This is a genomic window from Streptomyces inhibens (assembly GCF_003389455.1).
Lineage (GTDB): Bacteria > Actinomycetota > Actinomycetes > Streptomycetales > Streptomycetaceae > Streptomyces > Streptomyces inhibens.
The window spans coordinates 48261-63247 of the sequence record NZ_QUAC01000158.1; the positions used below are offsets into that span (position 1 = coordinate 48261).

A 14987-nucleotide genomic window follows, 5' to 3' on the forward strand; every position below is an offset into this window, starting at 1 on the left:
TCCGCGATCGGTGCACGGTCCCCCGGGATCGAGCAGGGGCAATGGCCGGCGGCCGGAGAACGCATCCCCGTAGCATCCGTCGGTCCGCGAGCGACGACTCCTTGCATTGGGTCAGCATCAGGCTGACCAGAGGTGGTTACAGACGACCAGGACCGTGTCCTATGGGGTGAGGCGGACGTATCGCTTGTAGCAGCAGATGGCGGCGGCGAGTCCGAGAAAGGCCAGCGAGTTGCGGTGGCCGCGTTCGTAGCGGGGGCCGAGTCTGCGGTAGCCCGACAGCCGCGACACGGTGCGCTCGATCACCCATGTACGCCGCCCTAACCGTTCCTAACCGTTCGCTGGACTCGATGCCTTTGCGGGTGATCCGCACTCCAATCCGCTTACCACGCAGCCATTTCCGCAGGTCGGGCCTGTCATACGCCTTGTCGGCGTGCAGGCGGCGCTCGGGTTTGAAGTACCGGCCGCGGTGAGGGTCGCGTCTCGTTTGGTGACCCTCGATCATCGGCTTCAGCCCTTCGCTGTCATGTGTGTTCCCAGCCGAGACGTCGACGACCAGGGGCAGTCCGTTCGCGCCCGACAGGATGTGCATCTCGGAACCCGGCTTGCCCCGGTCCATGGACGACGGGCCTGCGAGTTCACCCCCTTTTGGGCCCTGACGGGGTCGCGCAGGGCGAACGTAGGGGTGGCCTCCGTAAGGCCCGGGGGACTGCACCAGTGCGTCAGAGATCGCGGTGCCTGAGGCTGAACGGGCCCTCGCCGAGCCTCACTTGGAGGAACCCGTGGTTGTCTACGGTTCAACGTCATCGCGCAACGCACACCGGTATCGGGCCGGCTTTCGGGTGAGCGTGTCGGTGCTCTGCTGCGGTCTGCTGTTGGGAGGTCCGGCCGTGGCCGACGCTGCCGCTGCGCCGACCACCCATGCCCAGGTGGGGCACGAGGAGCACGGCCGGGGCACGCTGGTGTCCGCCGAGAAGCTGTACACGCTTGAGTCCGCGCAGGCTGTGGCCGCCGAACTGGGCCGGGCCGGTTTCGATGACGGCATCGTCCGGCACGGAGTGGTCGCCTACCGGCTGGTGTACCGGACGGTCGATCCCCATGGGCGGCCCACCACCGCGAGCGGGCTGTTCGTGCTGCCACTGAGCAGCGAGCGGCGGCTGCAGGCGGTCTCCTTCGCACACGGCACCGGGAGCCACAAGGACGATTCTCCGTCCATGAGCCGAGGAGAGTTCGTTTCCGCGCCGGCTGTCGCGCATGCGTCGGCGGGGGCCGCGGGTGTCGCGCCCGACTATCTGGGGATGGGCAAGGGACCCGGTCCGCATCCGTGGATGGACGTCACGTCCGAGTCCACGGCATCCCTGGACATGTTGCGGGCGGCCCGCGCCTTCGCACCGCGTACCGGGCACGTGCTGGAGCGCACGGTCCAGGTCACCGGATTCTCACAGGGCGCGTCGGCGGCCTTGGCGCTCGGCAGGGCCCTTCAGGCGGGCGAGGACCGCTGGTTCAGGTTGGGCGCGCTGGCACCGGTCAGTGGCGCATACGACTTCGGGGGCACGGAGCTGCCCGCGCTGCTCGCGGGCCGGCTGGAGCCCAAGTCCGGTGTGGTGTACGCGGCTTACACCCTGGTGACGTTCAACCGGCTCCATCACTTGTACGACAGCCCTGGCGAGGTCTTCCGGGCCCCGTACGACCGTACGGTCGAGGCTCTCTTCGACGGGGCGCACACAGGTGAACAGCTGATGCGGGGTACCCCCGGCACACTCGACGACCTCCTGACCGCGCACGGCCGGGAGCTGCTCGCCCATCCGACAGGGCCCCTCGTGGCGGCGCTGCGCACCACCGACGCCGTATGCAGGAACTGGATTCCCCGCACACCGACCAGGCTCTACATGGCGACCGGGGACGAGCAGGCTGTCACCGCCAACACCGCGGAATGTCACAAGGCGCTGCTCAAGAGCGGCGTGGACGTCCCGATCGTCGATCTCGGGCCTGTCGATTACCACGGCTCCCGTCACCTGGGGTCCAATGTCGCGGCCACGACGGCGATCGTGCGCTGGTTCGGGCAGGTGCGCGCGCAGTGACCAGCTGAGCCCACGGTTGTCGTAGGCGCCCGAGTGGGCAGAAGCGAAGTCCCCCTCGACTGCAACCGTTTTCCCCGGCGCGATGTCCGTCAAGACACACGTCGCGTACATCCTCGGCAAGTACCAGCTCCGCGTCAGGGTGCGGGCACGTGATCGTGGCCTACGGCAGCGGAGCGGCGGTCAGTATTCCAGTTCGGGGCGCAGGGGGCCGCCGACCGCGTGGAGATACCGCACGACCTGGGCGTAGGAGCTGAAGAGTCCGGTCTCGTGGTAGGCGATGCCGTTCCGGACGCAGAACGTGCGGACGAGTTCCTGGGCATGGCGCAGGCTGGGCCGCGGCATGGAGGGGAACAGGTGGTGTTCGATCTGGTAGTTCAGCCCGCCGAGCGCGAAGTCGGTGAACCGGTGGCCACGGATGTTGCGTGACGTCAGTACCTGCCGACGCAGGAAGTCGATCTTGTCGTCCTTGGCGAAGAGGGGCATGCCCTTGTGGTTGGGGGCGAACGAGCACCCCATGTACAGCCCGAACAGCCCTTGGTGCACGGCGAGGAAGACCACGGCCTGGACGGGGGACAGGACCAGGAACACGGCGGCGAGATAGCCGCCGAGATGCGCCGTCAGCAGTCCCGCCTCGGCCAGCTTGGTCCTCCGCGAGGTTGCGGTGCCGGTGCGGTCGAGCAGCGCCCGTACGCCGGCGACGTGCAGGGCGAGTCCTTCCAGGAGCAGCATCGGGAAGAACAGCCATGCCTGGTGGCGGGCCAGCCAGGCATACACTCCGCGGCGGACGCGGGCCTGGTCCTGGGTGACGGCGATCGGGCCGTCGGCGATGTCGGGGTCGCGGTCTACGTGGTTGGGGTGGGAGTGGTGACGGTTGTGCTTGGAGATCCACCAGCCGTAGCTGAGGCCGATCAGCAGGTCGGCGTGCACACGGCCGATCAGGTTGTTGACGCGCTTGGAGGCGGCGATCTGGTGGTGTCCGGCGTCGTGCCCGATGAACCCGGTCTGGGTGAACATCACCGCGAGGAAGGCGGCGGTCACCAGCTGCCACCACGACTGCCCGATCAGGGCGAACGCGGTCCAGCCGGCGGCCAGCAGGAGCAGGTTGGCCCCGACCTTGACGGAGTAGTAGCCCGGCCGCCGCTTCAGCAGCCCGCTCTGCTTCACCTCGCGGGACAGTGCGGCGTAGTCGCTGCCCCGGCCGGCGGGCGGGGGTTCGGTCATCTCGGCGTGGTCCGCCGGACCGGTGCCCCGGTAGCTGCTGTCAGTGGTCACAGTGGCCCTTTCGGCGTGCACGGGCGCTGGTTCCGGCGCGAGGGCGGGCGCCGGAAACGGCACCCGTTCGGAAGCAGCGCGAGGCGGGCCCGCGGTGCGGGCCTGCCTCGGAATGGGGTGTCCTCAGAGCGCGCTGACCTGGTCGGCCTGCCTACCCTTGGGGCCTTGGCTGGCGGTGAACTCCACCCGCTGGTTCTCCTCCAGGGAGCGGAAACCACCCGTGTCGATCGCCGAGTGGTGGACGAAGATGTCGGAGCCGCCCTCATCGGGGTCGATGAAGCCGAAGCCCTTGTCCGGGTTGAGCCACTTCACGGTTGCCTTGAGCCATGTGACGTCTCCTTCGAGATGGCGAGGAGGTCGGGGAACGCGCACTCGCGCGATCCCGGGCTGCTGGTCACCAGCCGTCGAAGGAAACCCCGTAGACGGCGAAGCACCCGCTGTCAGAACTCCGCGGGCGCTTCCACGTCGCAGACTTCAACTACAACCACTCGCTACAACGTCCGGAGCGCCGAGAACGTTCCCGGTCGGTCGGGGAAGGGTCCGGCGACACCCTCACGGGTCGGCTGCAGGTCAGGAGGGGAGTACGGTTGCGGCACCGAGCGCACCTCGCATGCCGTCATCCGTGTCGGCGTCGCCCTCGGGGAACGGCAAGGCCGGAGCGCATCGCGTCCGGCCGGAAAAGAGCCGCACCATGCCCCCTGGCTCGTCTTGTCGCGCTGTCCTCCGTATCCCGTTCCGTATTCCGTTCCGTATCCCGTTCCGCGTCCCGCGGTAGCGGATTTTTTCCTTGTTCCCGGGGCGTCCGAGAGACATTCCGGCGCCTCATGCACGCCCTGAACCGATACAAGAGGATGCGGTACGCATGTATTCACAGGACGCGATCTCCGGCCGCCGCCGCGGCCGCCCCGAGCCGACCGCCGAGATGCTCTCCGGATTGGCGTGCCTCATCTGCGGCACCGACTACCGGAGCGCGCCGGCCCCGGAGGCGGTGGTGGTCTCCCACCGCGACGACAGGCAACTGCTCGCCTGCCACGGGACGTGCGCACGCATGGCGAGCGGGTCGGTCAACGGTCTGGACGAGACACCCCTCCCGCTGGCCGAGCGCGTACGCAGGCACCAGGCCGACCACTCCTGACCCGGAAACCCGGCAGCCACAACCAGCACAACCAGCACAACCAGCACAACCAGCACGACAAGAACGAAATGATGAGGAAGCGCATGAGCCTGATGAGCCTCGGTGTACTCGCCTCCTCCCGCAAGGAGAACGAGTTCCGGCTGCCGTTGCACCCCGGTCACCTCGGCCGGATCGCCCCCGACATACGCGAGAGGATCTTCCTCGAACAGGGGTACGGCGAACGGTTCGGCGTTGCCGACGACACACTGCGCCCCCTCGTGGCCGGCCTGCGCTCCCGCGAGCAACTCCTCGCCGAGTGCGACGTTTTGCTGCTGCCCAAACCCATGCACGAAGACGCTGAGGCGCTGCGCGAAGGCCAAGTGCTGTGGGGATGGCCGCACTGTGTGCAGGACGAGAAGATGACTCAGATCGGCATCGACCGACGGCTGACCCTGATCGCCTGGGAGGCCATGAACCACTGGACCTCCACGGGCGCCTTCAGCGTCCATGTGTTCCACAAGAACAACGAGCTCGCCGGTTACTCCTCGGTGCTGCACGCCCTGCAACTCGGCGGGCTGACCGGCAGCTATGGGCGTCGCCTGCGGGCAGTGGTCATCAGCTTCGGTGCCACGGCGCGCGGAGCGGTCACGGGCCTGGGCGCCATGGGGGTCTCAGACGTCACGGTGCTCACTCAACGCGCCGCAGCGGCGGTGGCGTCGCCGATGCCGTCGGTCGTGATTGGCCACTTCCAGGAGGAGGAAGGCGATCCGTCACGTCTGCAGACGCTCAGCGCGGCCGGTCCCGTGCCGCTCGCGGAGTACTTGGCCGGTTTCGACATCATCGTCAACTGCATCCGGCAGGACACCGACGCGCCGCTCGTGTTCGTCTCCGACCAGGAACTCGCCCTGTTCCGGCCGGGAACCTTCTTCATCGACGTCGCCTGCGACGAAGGCATGGGCTTCGAATGGGCCCGACCGACCTCCTTCGGCGACCCGATGCCCACGGTCGGGCCGGGCTGCCACTACTACGCGGTGGATCACAGCCCCTCCCACCTGTGGAACTCGGCCACCTGGGAAATCAGCGAGGCGCTCCTGCCCTACCTGCGCAAGGTCATGAGCGGCCCCGCGGTATGGGAGACCGACGCCACGGTCAGCAACGCCATCGAGATCCGCGACGGCGTCGTCCTGAACCCGAAGATCCTCTCCTTCCAGAACCGGACAGCCACCTACCCCCACGCTCCCGAGACCCCGGCCCCGCTTCCACCGCGGTGATGAGCTCCTCCGCCCAGCCGGCCTGACATTCCTCCGCCGACCGGACCCGGCCACCTCCCTGCGGGAGAGCCACCGGCCGGGTGTCCCTCAGCTCCGCGAAGAGTTTCCACGCGCCCCTCAGCGCCAGGTGATCGGCCGACGCGCATGCTCCGGCAAGGCGCCGACGCGCTCGAATCCCCCGACTGCAACAGTTAGCCCGGGCGCGATCTCGATCAGGCCGACGTCGTCGAGCCGGTGCAGGACCACCTCGTTCAGGCCGAAGGTCTCGACGCTCTTGCCGCGCTGGGCGTGCTTGGGCTCATTGGCGTCCAGGGCCGCGACGGATGACGCGTCCCAGATGTGGGCGAAGGAGAGGTCGCTGACGACCTTTTCCGGTCGTCAGCGTTATGGAGTCGTTGTGGCGCCCCGGCTACAGCGACGGGTGGTCCGGCACGGGGGAGGCAGCGACCGCGTCGTCAAGGATCTGCTCCCGCGCAGCGGCGGTCATCGTGTTGATGGCGGCGGCCAGAGGGAGAAACTCACCGGCCGGGACCGGATTCGTGAGCTGGTCGCCGGATTCGCCGAGCGTGGTGATGGTCCTCCTGATCAGGCTCATCGCTTCGGGAGTCCTGGGGATCGCGTCGGCTTTCAGGAGGTTCAGCATCGTCTCCAACGCCTCGGCCAGCTCGCGGACCGCGTGGCGCAACTCGTCGGTATCGGGGAGTTCATCGTTCATGGCACAACGATCCCGCGCCGACCGTGGATAGGCCAGCGCCCGGATCCGCCCGGGGGCTGGCGCTTCAGGTATGCCTGCGTGCGCAGGGTGGGTCTTGCCGGTGCCGGGTATCCCGGTCCCCCGGCTGCGAGGCCAGGACGGTGCGGGCAAGCGAAATCTCGCGACCCTGGCCTGGCGCGTATACATCTTCAGGTGAGTTCGGTGATCCGTCGCACCTCAATCTGGCGGGCGTTCGGCCTGCAACCGTGGCGAACCGAGGACTTCGAGATCTCCCCGGGCCCGCAGCTGATCGACAAGATCCGGGACGTGGTCGGTCTCGACCGGGCCCCGCCGGCGAACCCGGCGGTGTTCGCAGTCGACGAGAAGCCGCAGATCCAGGCACTTGAGCAGACCGCACCGGTGCTGCCGATGGTCCCCGGCACGCCCAGCGGCGCAGTTTCGACTCCGTTCGGCACGGCACCGTGGACCTGTTCGCCGCGCTGAACACTGCCACCGGCAAGGTGATCGGGAAGCGGTCCCCGCAGCATCAGGCGGTGCCAGGCAGGAGTAGTGAAGGGCTGACCGAGCTTGGTGGGGCGGGTGATGGCTGTCTCGTTGACGAAGGTCTCGTCGTCATCCTGAGCAGGCGGGGACGGCCTCCCGCCCCTTGAGGGTCCAGGCAGGCCAGACCGATCTCGTTGAACCGGTGGATCACCTCCCGCACCGTGTCCTCGTCGGCCTGGACCAGCTGAGCGATTACCGGGACGCGGTTTCCGCCGGCGGACGCCAGCAGCATCATCGCCCGGCGGTAGCGCACCGAGCTGGTAATGCCCCGGCGCACGGTCTGCTGCGGCTTCTGCCCTTCTTGATCGGACAGTCTGCGCACCCGCACAGGCTCGGACACCACACCTCCAGCGGTCGCAACGGACGTCACCACACATCCCACCGCTCCGACCGTCACCCCGCGAACCTATGCGGTCACAGCACTAGCTGATTGACCGGACCGCTCGTTGGTAGTGGGTTTCCTCTCGCTGCGTTCGCTTTCACAGACTTTGGTAAGCCTCTTCGCCACTTAGGTGCGTCAGGAAGGAGGCCGGTGAGAACCACGACAATTTTGAGGGACTTTCGGCTCGCCTCCGGCCGGCCGTTCCCGGCGTTCGGTCCATGTCAGGCCCCGATCTGCCCGCGCCAGGCACAAAATCCATTACGGTTGTGCCGACCGCACGTGGTTCTCTACCGGGTTCTCGACCAGCGGGAGGGTATGCCCGGCGGGGCCGCCCTCGAACACGGACGGACCTACAAGGTAGGGGAAGAGCCTGTCGCCGTTTCCTACCAGGCCGAGGGCGAGTCTTGGCGCTGGGTGAACCGACAGACCCCTGTTCGCCGCCTGGACAGGCAGGTGTCCTTGCTCGGACTACCACCCCTGGTCAAGGCCGAGATCCAGAGGGCGATGTTCCCACACACGCATGCCCCGACAGAAGGAGCCGCCTGGCCGCTGAGCAGCCAGCAGCAGTTGACCGACCACTGCCGGCGACAGAAGGTCGTTTCGCTGGCAGATATCAATTTCGACGGACTGCCTCACCGGACGGCCACAGTCGCCCAACTCCCCCTGAAACACCCGCAGGCCGTGTACTTCACCCGCGAGGAGACGAAGGCCGCAGGCTTCCTTCAAGTACAGCACTTCGGTGTCGGCTGGGGACCGGTCGCCGGTCACCTGCATCTGACGAACGTGACTCAGCAATCGCTCCGTGACTACATCGCCCATCGGCCGACGCACTGAGGTGAGACATGGAGCATTTCATGGGCCGTCTGGTCGGCCGTGAGGCCGAGACGGCGACATTGAAGGGACTGGCGGCATCGGCGGTATCGGGTGCGGGGCACGCGGCGTTCGTGGTCGGCGAGCCCGGTGTGGGCAAGACGGCTGTGCTGGGGCTGGCGGCGGTAGCGGCAGAGCGTGCGGGGATGCGGGTACTGCACGGAGCGGCGCAGGAGCTGGAACAGCGCTTCCCGTTCGCGTTGATGTCGGCCTGTCTGGGCGTGGACGCAACCTCGGCTGATGTGTCCCGGGCTCGGGTCGCCGAGGTCTTGCGTGGCGACGCCCGCTACGGGCTGCCGGGTGCGCAGGGTGCGTCGGCCGGGGCGGTGGACTTCGCCACCGTGGAGGCGATGCTCGCTCTGGTCGATGAGCTGTGTGCACAAGGGCCGTTGGCGCTGCTTCTCGATGATCTCCAGTGGGCCGACCCGGCGAGCCTGCTGGTGTTGCAGCGGCTGGTGCGCACGGTTCAGCAGCTTGCAGTACGGCATGACATGGAGGCCCGTGAACTCGGCTGACGCCTCAGGTCTCACTGCTCTGCCCCGGGAGAGGCAGCCAGTTTCACAGCGCCCACAGCTGGCCTGCTGGTCGCCCGGGGCGAAGCCACAAAGGACGGCGTCCGGACCCGCGTCCGGCTTACGAACGCCGGTGATGCTGCCGAGCTTCGTCGCCAAGAAGACCACGAGGCAGCGACGAAGTCGCCGGCCTCCGGGAGTAATTGGATGGCCTGGCGGGCATCGTGTGGGCAGCCGTCAAAGGCACACAGCGGCTACGCGGGCCGACAGCCGTAGCGCGCCAGTTGTATCGGGACCTCATTCAGGGCCCTGGGGCCCCGCAATGTGATCACATCGCGTCCAGCACTTCGCTGTCCTCCCAGCAGGACGAGGCCACATCGCCGTCTGGATTTCCGGGTGCACACACCGGCCCAGTTCCTCACGGGTGAAGGGTGCCCCGCCCATGGCGAGCCCATCAGCAGATGGCAACGTGACGTGCGGGCGCAGGCGCATCCACCCGCCTCTCACCACCTCATGCAAAGGCTCCCGGCTCTGCGGCGACCAGTCGGCCAGCGGCACCATACGGTCCTGGACAAGGGAGCTGGTTCACCTGGAAAGCGCTGGGTTGTCCGCTACCGGGAGCCCGGCGGGCGCAGTGCCCGGCAGCGCAAGAAGGCGTTCGACCGCAAGAAGGACGCGGTGGACTTCGCCACCAAGGTGGAGAACGACAAGCGCGAGAACACGTATATAGGCCCGAACGCCGGCAAGGTTTCCCTGCGCCGCTATACCGAGGACTGCCTCAACGGAGTACTCCTGTCGGGCGGCACCTGGGAGTCGTACGAGCGCATCCTGCGGCTTCACGTCCTGCCGCACCTGGGGCGCAAGACGATCGCTCAGGTGACGGCAGCCGATGTGGAGGAGCTGTACGCGCGGTGGGCGAAGGGCGGGGCCAAGCCGAACACGATCGACGAGCGCAGCCTTCCGAGCCTCGAAGAGATCAAGGCCATCGCGCACGCCATCGGACCGCGCTTGGAGCCTGCGGTGTGGCTGATGGCTTGCGGCGGTCTGCGTATCGGCGAGTCGTTGGGGGTCTTTCCCGAGGATTTTCAGGACGGACTGTTGCGGTTGCGGCGTCAGGTCGTTCGGTATCTGGATGAGGACGGACTCTGTGTGGCGCGATACGCGCCCTTGAAGCACCGGAAAGAGGGTGAATGGCGCGACGTTCCGGTGCCGGAATTCTTCACTGCCTTCGCCGACCGGGTCCCCATTCTCAACCAGCAGGGCGGGATGACATATCCCGGGCTTGTGCACGCTTCTTGGGATCGGGCCATCAAGCGGTTGGGGATTCCGGACTACACGCCACATGTCCTTAGGCACAAATGGGCGACCGTGACCTTGACGAATGGAGTGTCCATTCACCAGGTGTCCCGGTGGCTGGGGCACCGGTCCATCAAGATCACGGTCGATCGCTACGGGCACCTCACCCAGGACGGGCGCGAGCGCTGCCGTCAGGTGGTGGCGGCGACCTTCGAGGGCTACCTGCCGGAAGAGCTGTCGGTCGGGCTGGCGGCATGAGCGCTACAGGATTCCGAGCTCGCGCAGGACCCGGTGCTGAGTTGGTGCTGGCTTGGCCGGGAAGTAGAGGTAGCAGACGCCCCCCGAACCGCTCTTGACCTTGCCGTTTGCGTCGTAGCGCTTCGTCCGCAGCCAGATGTTCTCGAACTGGGAGGCGGGCTAATAGCAGACGCCGGATCCGATGACAAACATGCAGGTCAACGGCGTGGGCTCATTGAGCCAGAACGAGCCCACGCCGGGCCATGCTGAGTTCGTGCTGAGTTCCACTGCGGTCCCTTCCTGCCCGTTCGGGGGCGTTGTGCTGGATCGGTGCTGGCTCCGGCTCTGACGCGCGGAAGCGCGGACAGACCAGGGCCGCACTCGCTCGCTCTTCACTGTGCGTCGCCTCGACCCCAAGGCCGTCTCCCTCGCGGAGACCAGCCACGAGGGCACCCACAAAGGCCAAGAGACGTTGCAGGGGCCGTTTGGTGCGGCCGCGATCCGTCCCTCTCGTGTCGCACTCCCGCCCTACGGAAGTGGACAGCCATGGACCAACCGATGCGGACCGTATCGACCCTGGCCGATTTTCTCCGGAAACCCCGTCTCCTGGGTTTACGACAATCATGAGAGGCAGGCCATACCCAGCTTCCGCGTTGGACAACAACTGCGGTTCTGGCCCAGCGAGATAAAGCACTGGATGGAAAACAACTGCCGCGAGCGAGAGGCTGCATGAACGTCAATTGCAAGGAGACCTCGAAGTCGTGTAAAGGCCGCGGGAACACAGACTGCTGGAACACGAAGACGACTACGAACCTGCCGTCTGTGACCAGCACGACCTGCAATTCGCCAAAGCCGTGGAAACAGGCTGTCGGTGCCAGAACGTGACCCTGACCAAGGAGAGCCGTGACGCGGACTCCGGTACGTACGTTTGATCAGAGCTGCCTTCGGTCCCGCCACCAAGGGCGAGACCGACTACGCCCACGACCTGGTCGGCCACCTGACCTCGGACATACTTCTCCTGGCGGACCGCGCCTTCGACAGCAACGAACTGCTCGCAGACATCGCAGCTCAGGGAATCAGTTCCTGGTGCGCACTACCAGCGTCCGGCGCCCGCCGGTCCTGGCGCTGCTGCCCGACGGCTCCTACCTGACGTGGATCGGGGGGCTTTCGCTCCGGGTGATCGAGGCCGAGATCCGCTCCCGCACCGCCGACGGCGGCGTCTTCGGCGGCACCTACCGTCTCCTGACCACGCTCACCGACCACCGCACTGATCCCGCCGCCCATCTGGTTCGCCTCTATCACGAGCGCTGGGAGATCGAGATCATCTACCTGGCGCTACGTCACACCCTGCTCAAAGGCCGAGTGCTGCGCTCGAAGGACCCGGGGGGTTCATCCAGGAGATGTGGGGACTGCTCACCCTCTACCAGGCCCTGCGCTCGGTCATCGTGACCGCGGTGGAGACAGCATCCAGCTGCGATCCCGACCGGGCCGGCTTGACGATCGCCCTGGAGGCCGCTCGCGACACGGTCGTCATCTCCGTCGGCCCGGCCCAAACGCTGGGCCTGGTAGCTGTTCCGACCTGGTCGGATTCATCGGCGCCCGCGTCCTACAGGCGCTGCTTCCCGGGCGCCGGATGCGACTGTCCACCCGCATCGTCAAGTGTGGAACCTCCCTCTACAACAATGGGAACCGCGACGGACGACCTCGCGACAGCACGCCGATCACCGTCATCGAGATCACCGTGCATCCACCTGTCCTCCCCTATACGCCCGCTCCCAGCCGGGCCCCCTCCGGCCGCTGGGACAAGGTCTGCCAGATCCTGGCTGCGAATTCCAATGAGGCCATGCACACGCGCGAAATTGCACAGCACCTCGGCCTCGCTACCACGGAGGCGCCCTCAGCAGTCTCACCGCGCAATTCTGCTACTGGGCTCGCAACGGCCGTCTCATCCGCACGGCACCGAGCACCTACAAGATCACCCTCCCTCAGACCTTGACACCGCCAACGGGCCCTGAATTCCGTGGCATTGGTCGAGCATCTGCCGGTGACAGTAGCCCTCCGGTTGCCCGCCTCGACCCTCCAGCCACGCCGGAACCGGCATCGCGTCACGCGCCACCGCCCACTCCGCATCGCTCATGTCCGATGGAGACCGTCACACCCTCTCCGGCCGGTCGACCGCGTTCCCGAACAGGTGCGCGAGACAATCGCACGCCGACGGCGCCGAGTTGAACCCTGAGGACGAAACCGCGAACAACTACATCAACAGGGCCTCCGGTCTCACGAGTTGGCATCGCAACCCTCGTGCTGCACCAGAGGCCCTGCCTTCATGCACCCACCCGCGAAGATCACTCGCCCAGACACCCCGTTCGATCAGAACCGACCTCGTGATCGATAGGAATACGGCTTCTCAAGGGCATCACCCTGAAGTGAAGGGCATTGCGACATGGCTTGATCAGGTCTAGCAGACGGGTCCGGGCCCTGTTTTCGGCGCCCGTTCCTGGTTGTGCCCCATTGGCCAAGGTTGTGTGGGGAACGGAATGTGGGCGAGTACGAGGCCGACACCGGATGGGGACAGGACTGGGACGGGAGAGGTGCGGCAGCGCGGCGAGCGGTGCGCGGATGCGCCCGGGTTGACGGTCCAAACGGTCGACTGGATGGGCTCGTCAACAGGTGTAGCAGGCTGTAATGAGTGCGGAAGCCGCGTTCGGTGTGCGTGAAGGGCCCTCTGGGCTCTAAGGGGGTTCTCATGGCCAACAGGCGGGGAAGCGGACCGGGACCGGGCGAGCGGGAGATCGACGTCGCGCAGGAACCAGAGCAGGCTCACAGCCTCCACAAGGCGCTGCGCACTCTGCCCAACAACCCCAATGTGAACGGACCGCTCCAGGAGATGGCTCAGGGCATCCTGTCGGGACGTATGGGAATGACCGACGCCATCAAGAACGAGCGCTACATGGACGCGCTGGGCGACCGCATGACCGAGATCCGCCGCGCCGCCGAGTCGCAGACCATGGAGGACCGCGAGGCCGAGCGCGAGAAGCGCGAGCAGTGGGAGCGCAAGCGGGACGAGGAAGAGCAGAAGGAGCGCGCCGAGCGCGACCGTCCTTCGACCAACCTGGTCACGGGGCCGAAGAAGCGGGGGCGGGCTGGACACCGGGGTTGAGCCCGGGGCCGGATACGGACCAAGGGCCTGTGCCCACGGAGGCCCGGGCCGTCTCGCCGGCGCACCGCCTACCGGCGAACGATGGGGAGGCCCTCGAAATGGCCCGCCCCTTCTTCGGTAACCACCGGGCCTGACGGCACCCAGACGCCGTCGCGGGTGCACGAGTTCGACATCGGCTACCCCGAACACGGCGATCGCTTTGTCTCGGAAGGTGTATCGGCCGGACGCTCCCGGGACAGCACTGTGCAACCCAGGGGTTGAGGGCTTGTCAGTGCCTCTGGGTACGCTGGCACAGACATGAAACGGACGTGAACCGGCATCTCGATGACGCCGGTTGGTGAACGGGGGCGCAGTCATGGGCGACGGGTTCAAGAGCAATCCGCAGACGCTGAAGGCCGAAGGGAAGAGCTTCTCCGAGATCGGCAGGGATTTCTACCAGGCGACCACCAAGCTGAAGAACGGCCTGGCCGCGCAGGGTGACGGTGGCGGCGGCGGGGGCGGAGCGCCGAAGGAGACGACGTTCTCGAGTGTCGCCCAGGACGCCTGGAAGGGCCTGACCACCTTCAGCGACAAGGAAGGCACCCCACCGTGGGGTGACGACGAGCTCGGCGAGAAGTTCGGCGTGGTCTACGAGGGCCTGCGCGACGGCATGACGGACTCGATGGAGCACCTTGCCACCAAGCTCAACGAAATCGGCAAGGCGTTGGAGCGGATGGCGAAGAATCACGAGGAGAACGAGGACTTCAACGACGCTCTGGTCAAGGAGCAGAAGCCGGAGAACCAGTTCGGCGGCGAGGTGCGGGTTCTGAAGTCCGTGAGCAAGTGACACGGCCCGCACCACGGGGGCGTGTGGCGACCGCACAGCGGGGTTGCAGGGCCGCCACAGCAGCACAGTCGCGGCAGCCAGGGTCGAGTGTTTGGGCCGTGTCGGTTTCGGCGTCGGCTCGGCTCCGGCTCGACGTTTCGACTGCCGACTGCCGACTGCCGACTGCCGACTGCCGACTGCCGACTGCTGCCCCGCACCAAGCCCGAGTCCAACCGCATGACCCCGCCTGACCCACAGCCGCCCCTTCACTGATAGGAGAGAGTCCGTGTCGCATCCCGACGCGCCGGAACCGGTACAGCCCATCCCCACCACTGCCGAAGAGGCATTGGCTGCCGCTCGCGCCCGATTCGAAGTACTGGATCTGGAAGGAAACCCGGCGCCGTTGTACGTGGTGGAGTTCGACATCGGCTTCCTCGTTCACGCCGTCATGCCACCACCGCCGCCCGGCACTCAGGCGCCGTTGGGTGGCAGTCACATGGTGATCTCCAAAAGCGACGGAGCCGTCACCTATGTCCCCAACTTTCCGCCGGACTCCGCGATCGAGCTGTACCGCAGCCTGCGCCGGCCCAATGGCTAAGGCGGCCGCCTGAGGGCTGGACGGCTTTGGACCGGATGTCTGCTACAGCACTGTGACACACCAGAGTTCAGGGATCAGAAGGGCCGTTGGGTAGGCTCTGGCATGGGCATGGCTCTGCGCCGACGCAAGCCGGT

14 protein-coding genes and 3 pseudogenes are annotated in these 14987 nt (G+C 66.8%); 11 read left to right on the forward strand and 6 right to left on the reverse strand.

What is annotated here, in order from left to right:
* Nucleotides 1–159: 159 nt before the first annotated feature.
* Nucleotides 160–660 (reverse strand): annotated as a pseudogene (locus tag DY245_RS20260) (transposase); the annotation flags it as partial.
* Between the two features lie 227 nt (nucleotides 661–887).
* On the opposite strand from DY245_RS20260, the gene DY245_RS20265 reads away from it, so the two are divergent.
* Entirely contained in the window at nucleotides 888–2078 is a 1191-nt protein-coding gene (locus DY245_RS20265) for a lipase (RefSeq protein WP_220377923.1), read from the forward strand.
* A 180-nt stretch (nucleotides 2079–2258) separates the two neighbouring features.
* On the opposite strand, the gene DY245_RS20270 is transcribed toward DY245_RS20265, so the two are convergent.
* Together DY245_RS20270 and DY245_RS20275 are read right to left on the reverse strand one after the other, a co-directional pair.
* Nucleotides 2259–3299, reverse strand: coding sequence for a fatty acid desaturase family protein (locus DY245_RS20270; RefSeq protein ID WP_128508681.1), 1041 nt, complete (start codon nucleotides 3297–3299; stop codon nucleotides 2259–2261).
* A gap of 174 nt (nucleotides 3300–3473) precedes the next feature.
* Nucleotides 3474–3662: a cold-shock protein gene (locus DY245_RS20275; RefSeq protein ID WP_128508656.1), complete on the reverse strand. Its 189-nt coding sequence runs from the start codon at nucleotides 3660–3662 to the stop codon at nucleotides 3474–3476.
* 550 nt (nucleotides 3663–4212) lie between these two features.
* Between DY245_RS20275 and DY245_RS20285 the strand changes: the two genes are divergently transcribed.
* Together DY245_RS20285 and DY245_RS20290 are read left to right on the forward strand one after the other, a co-directional pair.
* Nucleotides 4213–4485 (forward strand): hypothetical protein, encoded by a 273-nt coding sequence (locus tag DY245_RS20285; protein WP_128508658.1) that lies wholly within the window; start codon nucleotides 4213–4215, stop codon nucleotides 4483–4485.
* An 83-nt stretch (nucleotides 4486–4568) separates the two neighbouring features.
* A complete protein-coding gene (locus DY245_RS20290; protein ID WP_128508659.1) occupies nucleotides 4569–5735 on the forward strand; it encodes a N(5)-(carboxyethyl)ornithine synthase in 1167 nt (388 codons plus the stop codon).
* Between the two features lie 409 nt (nucleotides 5736–6144).
* Here the strand turns inward: DY245_RS20290 and DY245_RS20295 are convergent, their stop codons facing one another.
* Nucleotides 6145–6450 carry a hypothetical protein gene (locus DY245_RS20295; protein ID WP_128508660.1) on the reverse strand — a complete coding sequence of 102 codons (306 nt, stop codon included), beginning with the start codon at nucleotides 6448–6450 and terminating at the stop codon, nucleotides 6145–6147.
* Between the two features lie 192 nt (nucleotides 6451–6642).
* Here DY245_RS20295 and DY245_RS20300 point away from each other — a divergent pair, with 192 nt between their 5' ends.
* A complete protein-coding gene (locus tag DY245_RS20300) occupies nucleotides 6643–6933 on the forward strand; it encodes a hypothetical protein (RefSeq protein ID WP_425329417.1) in 291 nt (96 codons plus the stop codon).
* A 41-nt stretch (nucleotides 6934–6974) separates the two neighbouring features.
* On the opposite strand, the pseudogene DY245_RS20305 reads toward DY245_RS20300, so the two are convergent.
* Nucleotides 6975–7333, reverse strand: a pseudogene (locus DY245_RS20305) (helix-turn-helix domain-containing protein); the annotation flags it as partial.
* A 321-nt stretch (nucleotides 7334–7654) separates the two neighbouring features.
* Here DY245_RS20305 and DY245_RS20310 point away from each other — a divergent pair.
* The 3 genes from DY245_RS20310 to DY245_RS20320 all read left to right on the forward strand — a co-directional run bounded on the left by DY245_RS20310 (nucleotide 7655) and on the right by DY245_RS20320 (nucleotide 10311).
* Nucleotides 7655–8209 (forward strand): hypothetical protein, encoded by a 555-nt coding sequence (locus DY245_RS20310; protein ID WP_128508661.1) that lies wholly within the window; start codon nucleotides 7655–7657, stop codon nucleotides 8207–8209.
* 20 nt (nucleotides 8210–8229) lie between these two features.
* Nucleotides 8230–8760 (forward strand): ATP-binding protein, encoded by a 531-nt coding sequence (locus DY245_RS20315; protein WP_181923776.1) that lies wholly within the window; start codon nucleotides 8230–8232, stop codon nucleotides 8758–8760.
* 675 nt (nucleotides 8761–9435) lie between these two features.
* Complete coding sequence (locus DY245_RS20320) at nucleotides 9436–10311, forward strand: tyrosine-type recombinase/integrase (protein WP_181923777.1); 876 nt, start codon at nucleotides 9436–9438, stop codon at nucleotides 10309–10311.
* 3 nt (nucleotides 10312–10314) lie between these two features.
* Here DY245_RS20320 and DY245_RS46485 read toward each other — a convergent pair.
* Nucleotides 10315–10461 (reverse strand): annotated as a pseudogene (locus DY245_RS46485) (peptidase C39 family protein); the annotation flags it as partial.
* Nucleotides 10462–11376: 915 nt separating this feature from the next.
* Here DY245_RS46485 and DY245_RS46490 point away from each other — a divergent pair.
* The 4 genes from DY245_RS46490 to DY245_RS20350 all read left to right on the forward strand — a co-directional run bounded on the left by DY245_RS46490 (nucleotide 11377) and on the right by DY245_RS20350 (nucleotide 14853).
* Entirely contained in the window at nucleotides 11377–11739 is a 363-nt protein-coding gene (locus tag DY245_RS46490; RefSeq protein WP_244943159.1) for a hypothetical protein, read from the forward strand.
* A gap of 1297 nt (nucleotides 11740–13036) precedes the next feature.
* Nucleotides 13037–13450: a hypothetical protein gene (locus tag DY245_RS20340; RefSeq protein ID WP_128508664.1), complete on the forward strand. Its 414-nt coding sequence runs from the start codon at nucleotides 13037–13039 to the stop codon at nucleotides 13448–13450.
* Nucleotides 13451–13805: 355 nt separating this feature from the next.
* On the forward strand, nucleotides 13806–14276 hold the full coding sequence (locus tag DY245_RS44495; RefSeq protein WP_181923778.1) for a hypothetical protein: 471 nt from the start codon (nucleotides 13806–13808) through the stop codon (nucleotides 14274–14276).
* 265 nt (nucleotides 14277–14541) lie between these two features.
* The gene (locus DY245_RS20350) at nucleotides 14542–14853 is read left to right on the forward strand and encodes a hypothetical protein (RefSeq protein WP_244943160.1); all 312 of its coding nucleotides are present in this window, start codon (nucleotides 14542–14544) and stop codon (nucleotides 14851–14853) included.
* Nucleotides 14854–14987 lie beyond the last annotated feature (134 nt).

Excerpts from the sequence above, each read along its gene's own strand:
- DY245_RS20290 (WP_128508659.1), top strand. The coding sequence starts at position 4,569 with ATGAGCCTGATGAGCCTCGGTGTACTCGCCTCCTCCCGCAAGGAGAAC.
- DY245_RS44495 (WP_181923778.1), top strand. The coding sequence starts at position 13,806 with ATGGGCGACGGGTTCAAGAGCAATCCGCAGACGCTGAAGGCCGAAGGG.
- DY245_RS20285 (WP_128508658.1), top strand. The coding sequence starts at position 4,213 with ATGTATTCACAGGACGCGATCTCCGGCCGCCGCCGCGGCCGCCCCGAG.
- DY245_RS20315 (WP_181923776.1), top strand. The coding sequence starts at position 8,230 with ATGGGCCGTCTGGTCGGCCGTGAGGCCGAGACGGCGACATTGAAGGGA.
- DY245_RS20295 (WP_128508660.1), bottom strand. The coding sequence starts at position 6,450 with ATGAACGATGAACTCCCCGATACCGACGAGTTGCGCCACGCGGTCCGC.
- DY245_RS20270 (WP_128508681.1), bottom strand. The coding sequence starts at position 3,299 with ATGACCGAACCCCCGCCCGCCGGCCGGGGCAGCGACTACGCCGCACTG.
- DY245_RS20340 (WP_128508664.1), top strand. The coding sequence starts at position 13,037 with ATGGCCAACAGGCGGGGAAGCGGACCGGGACCGGGCGAGCGGGAGATC.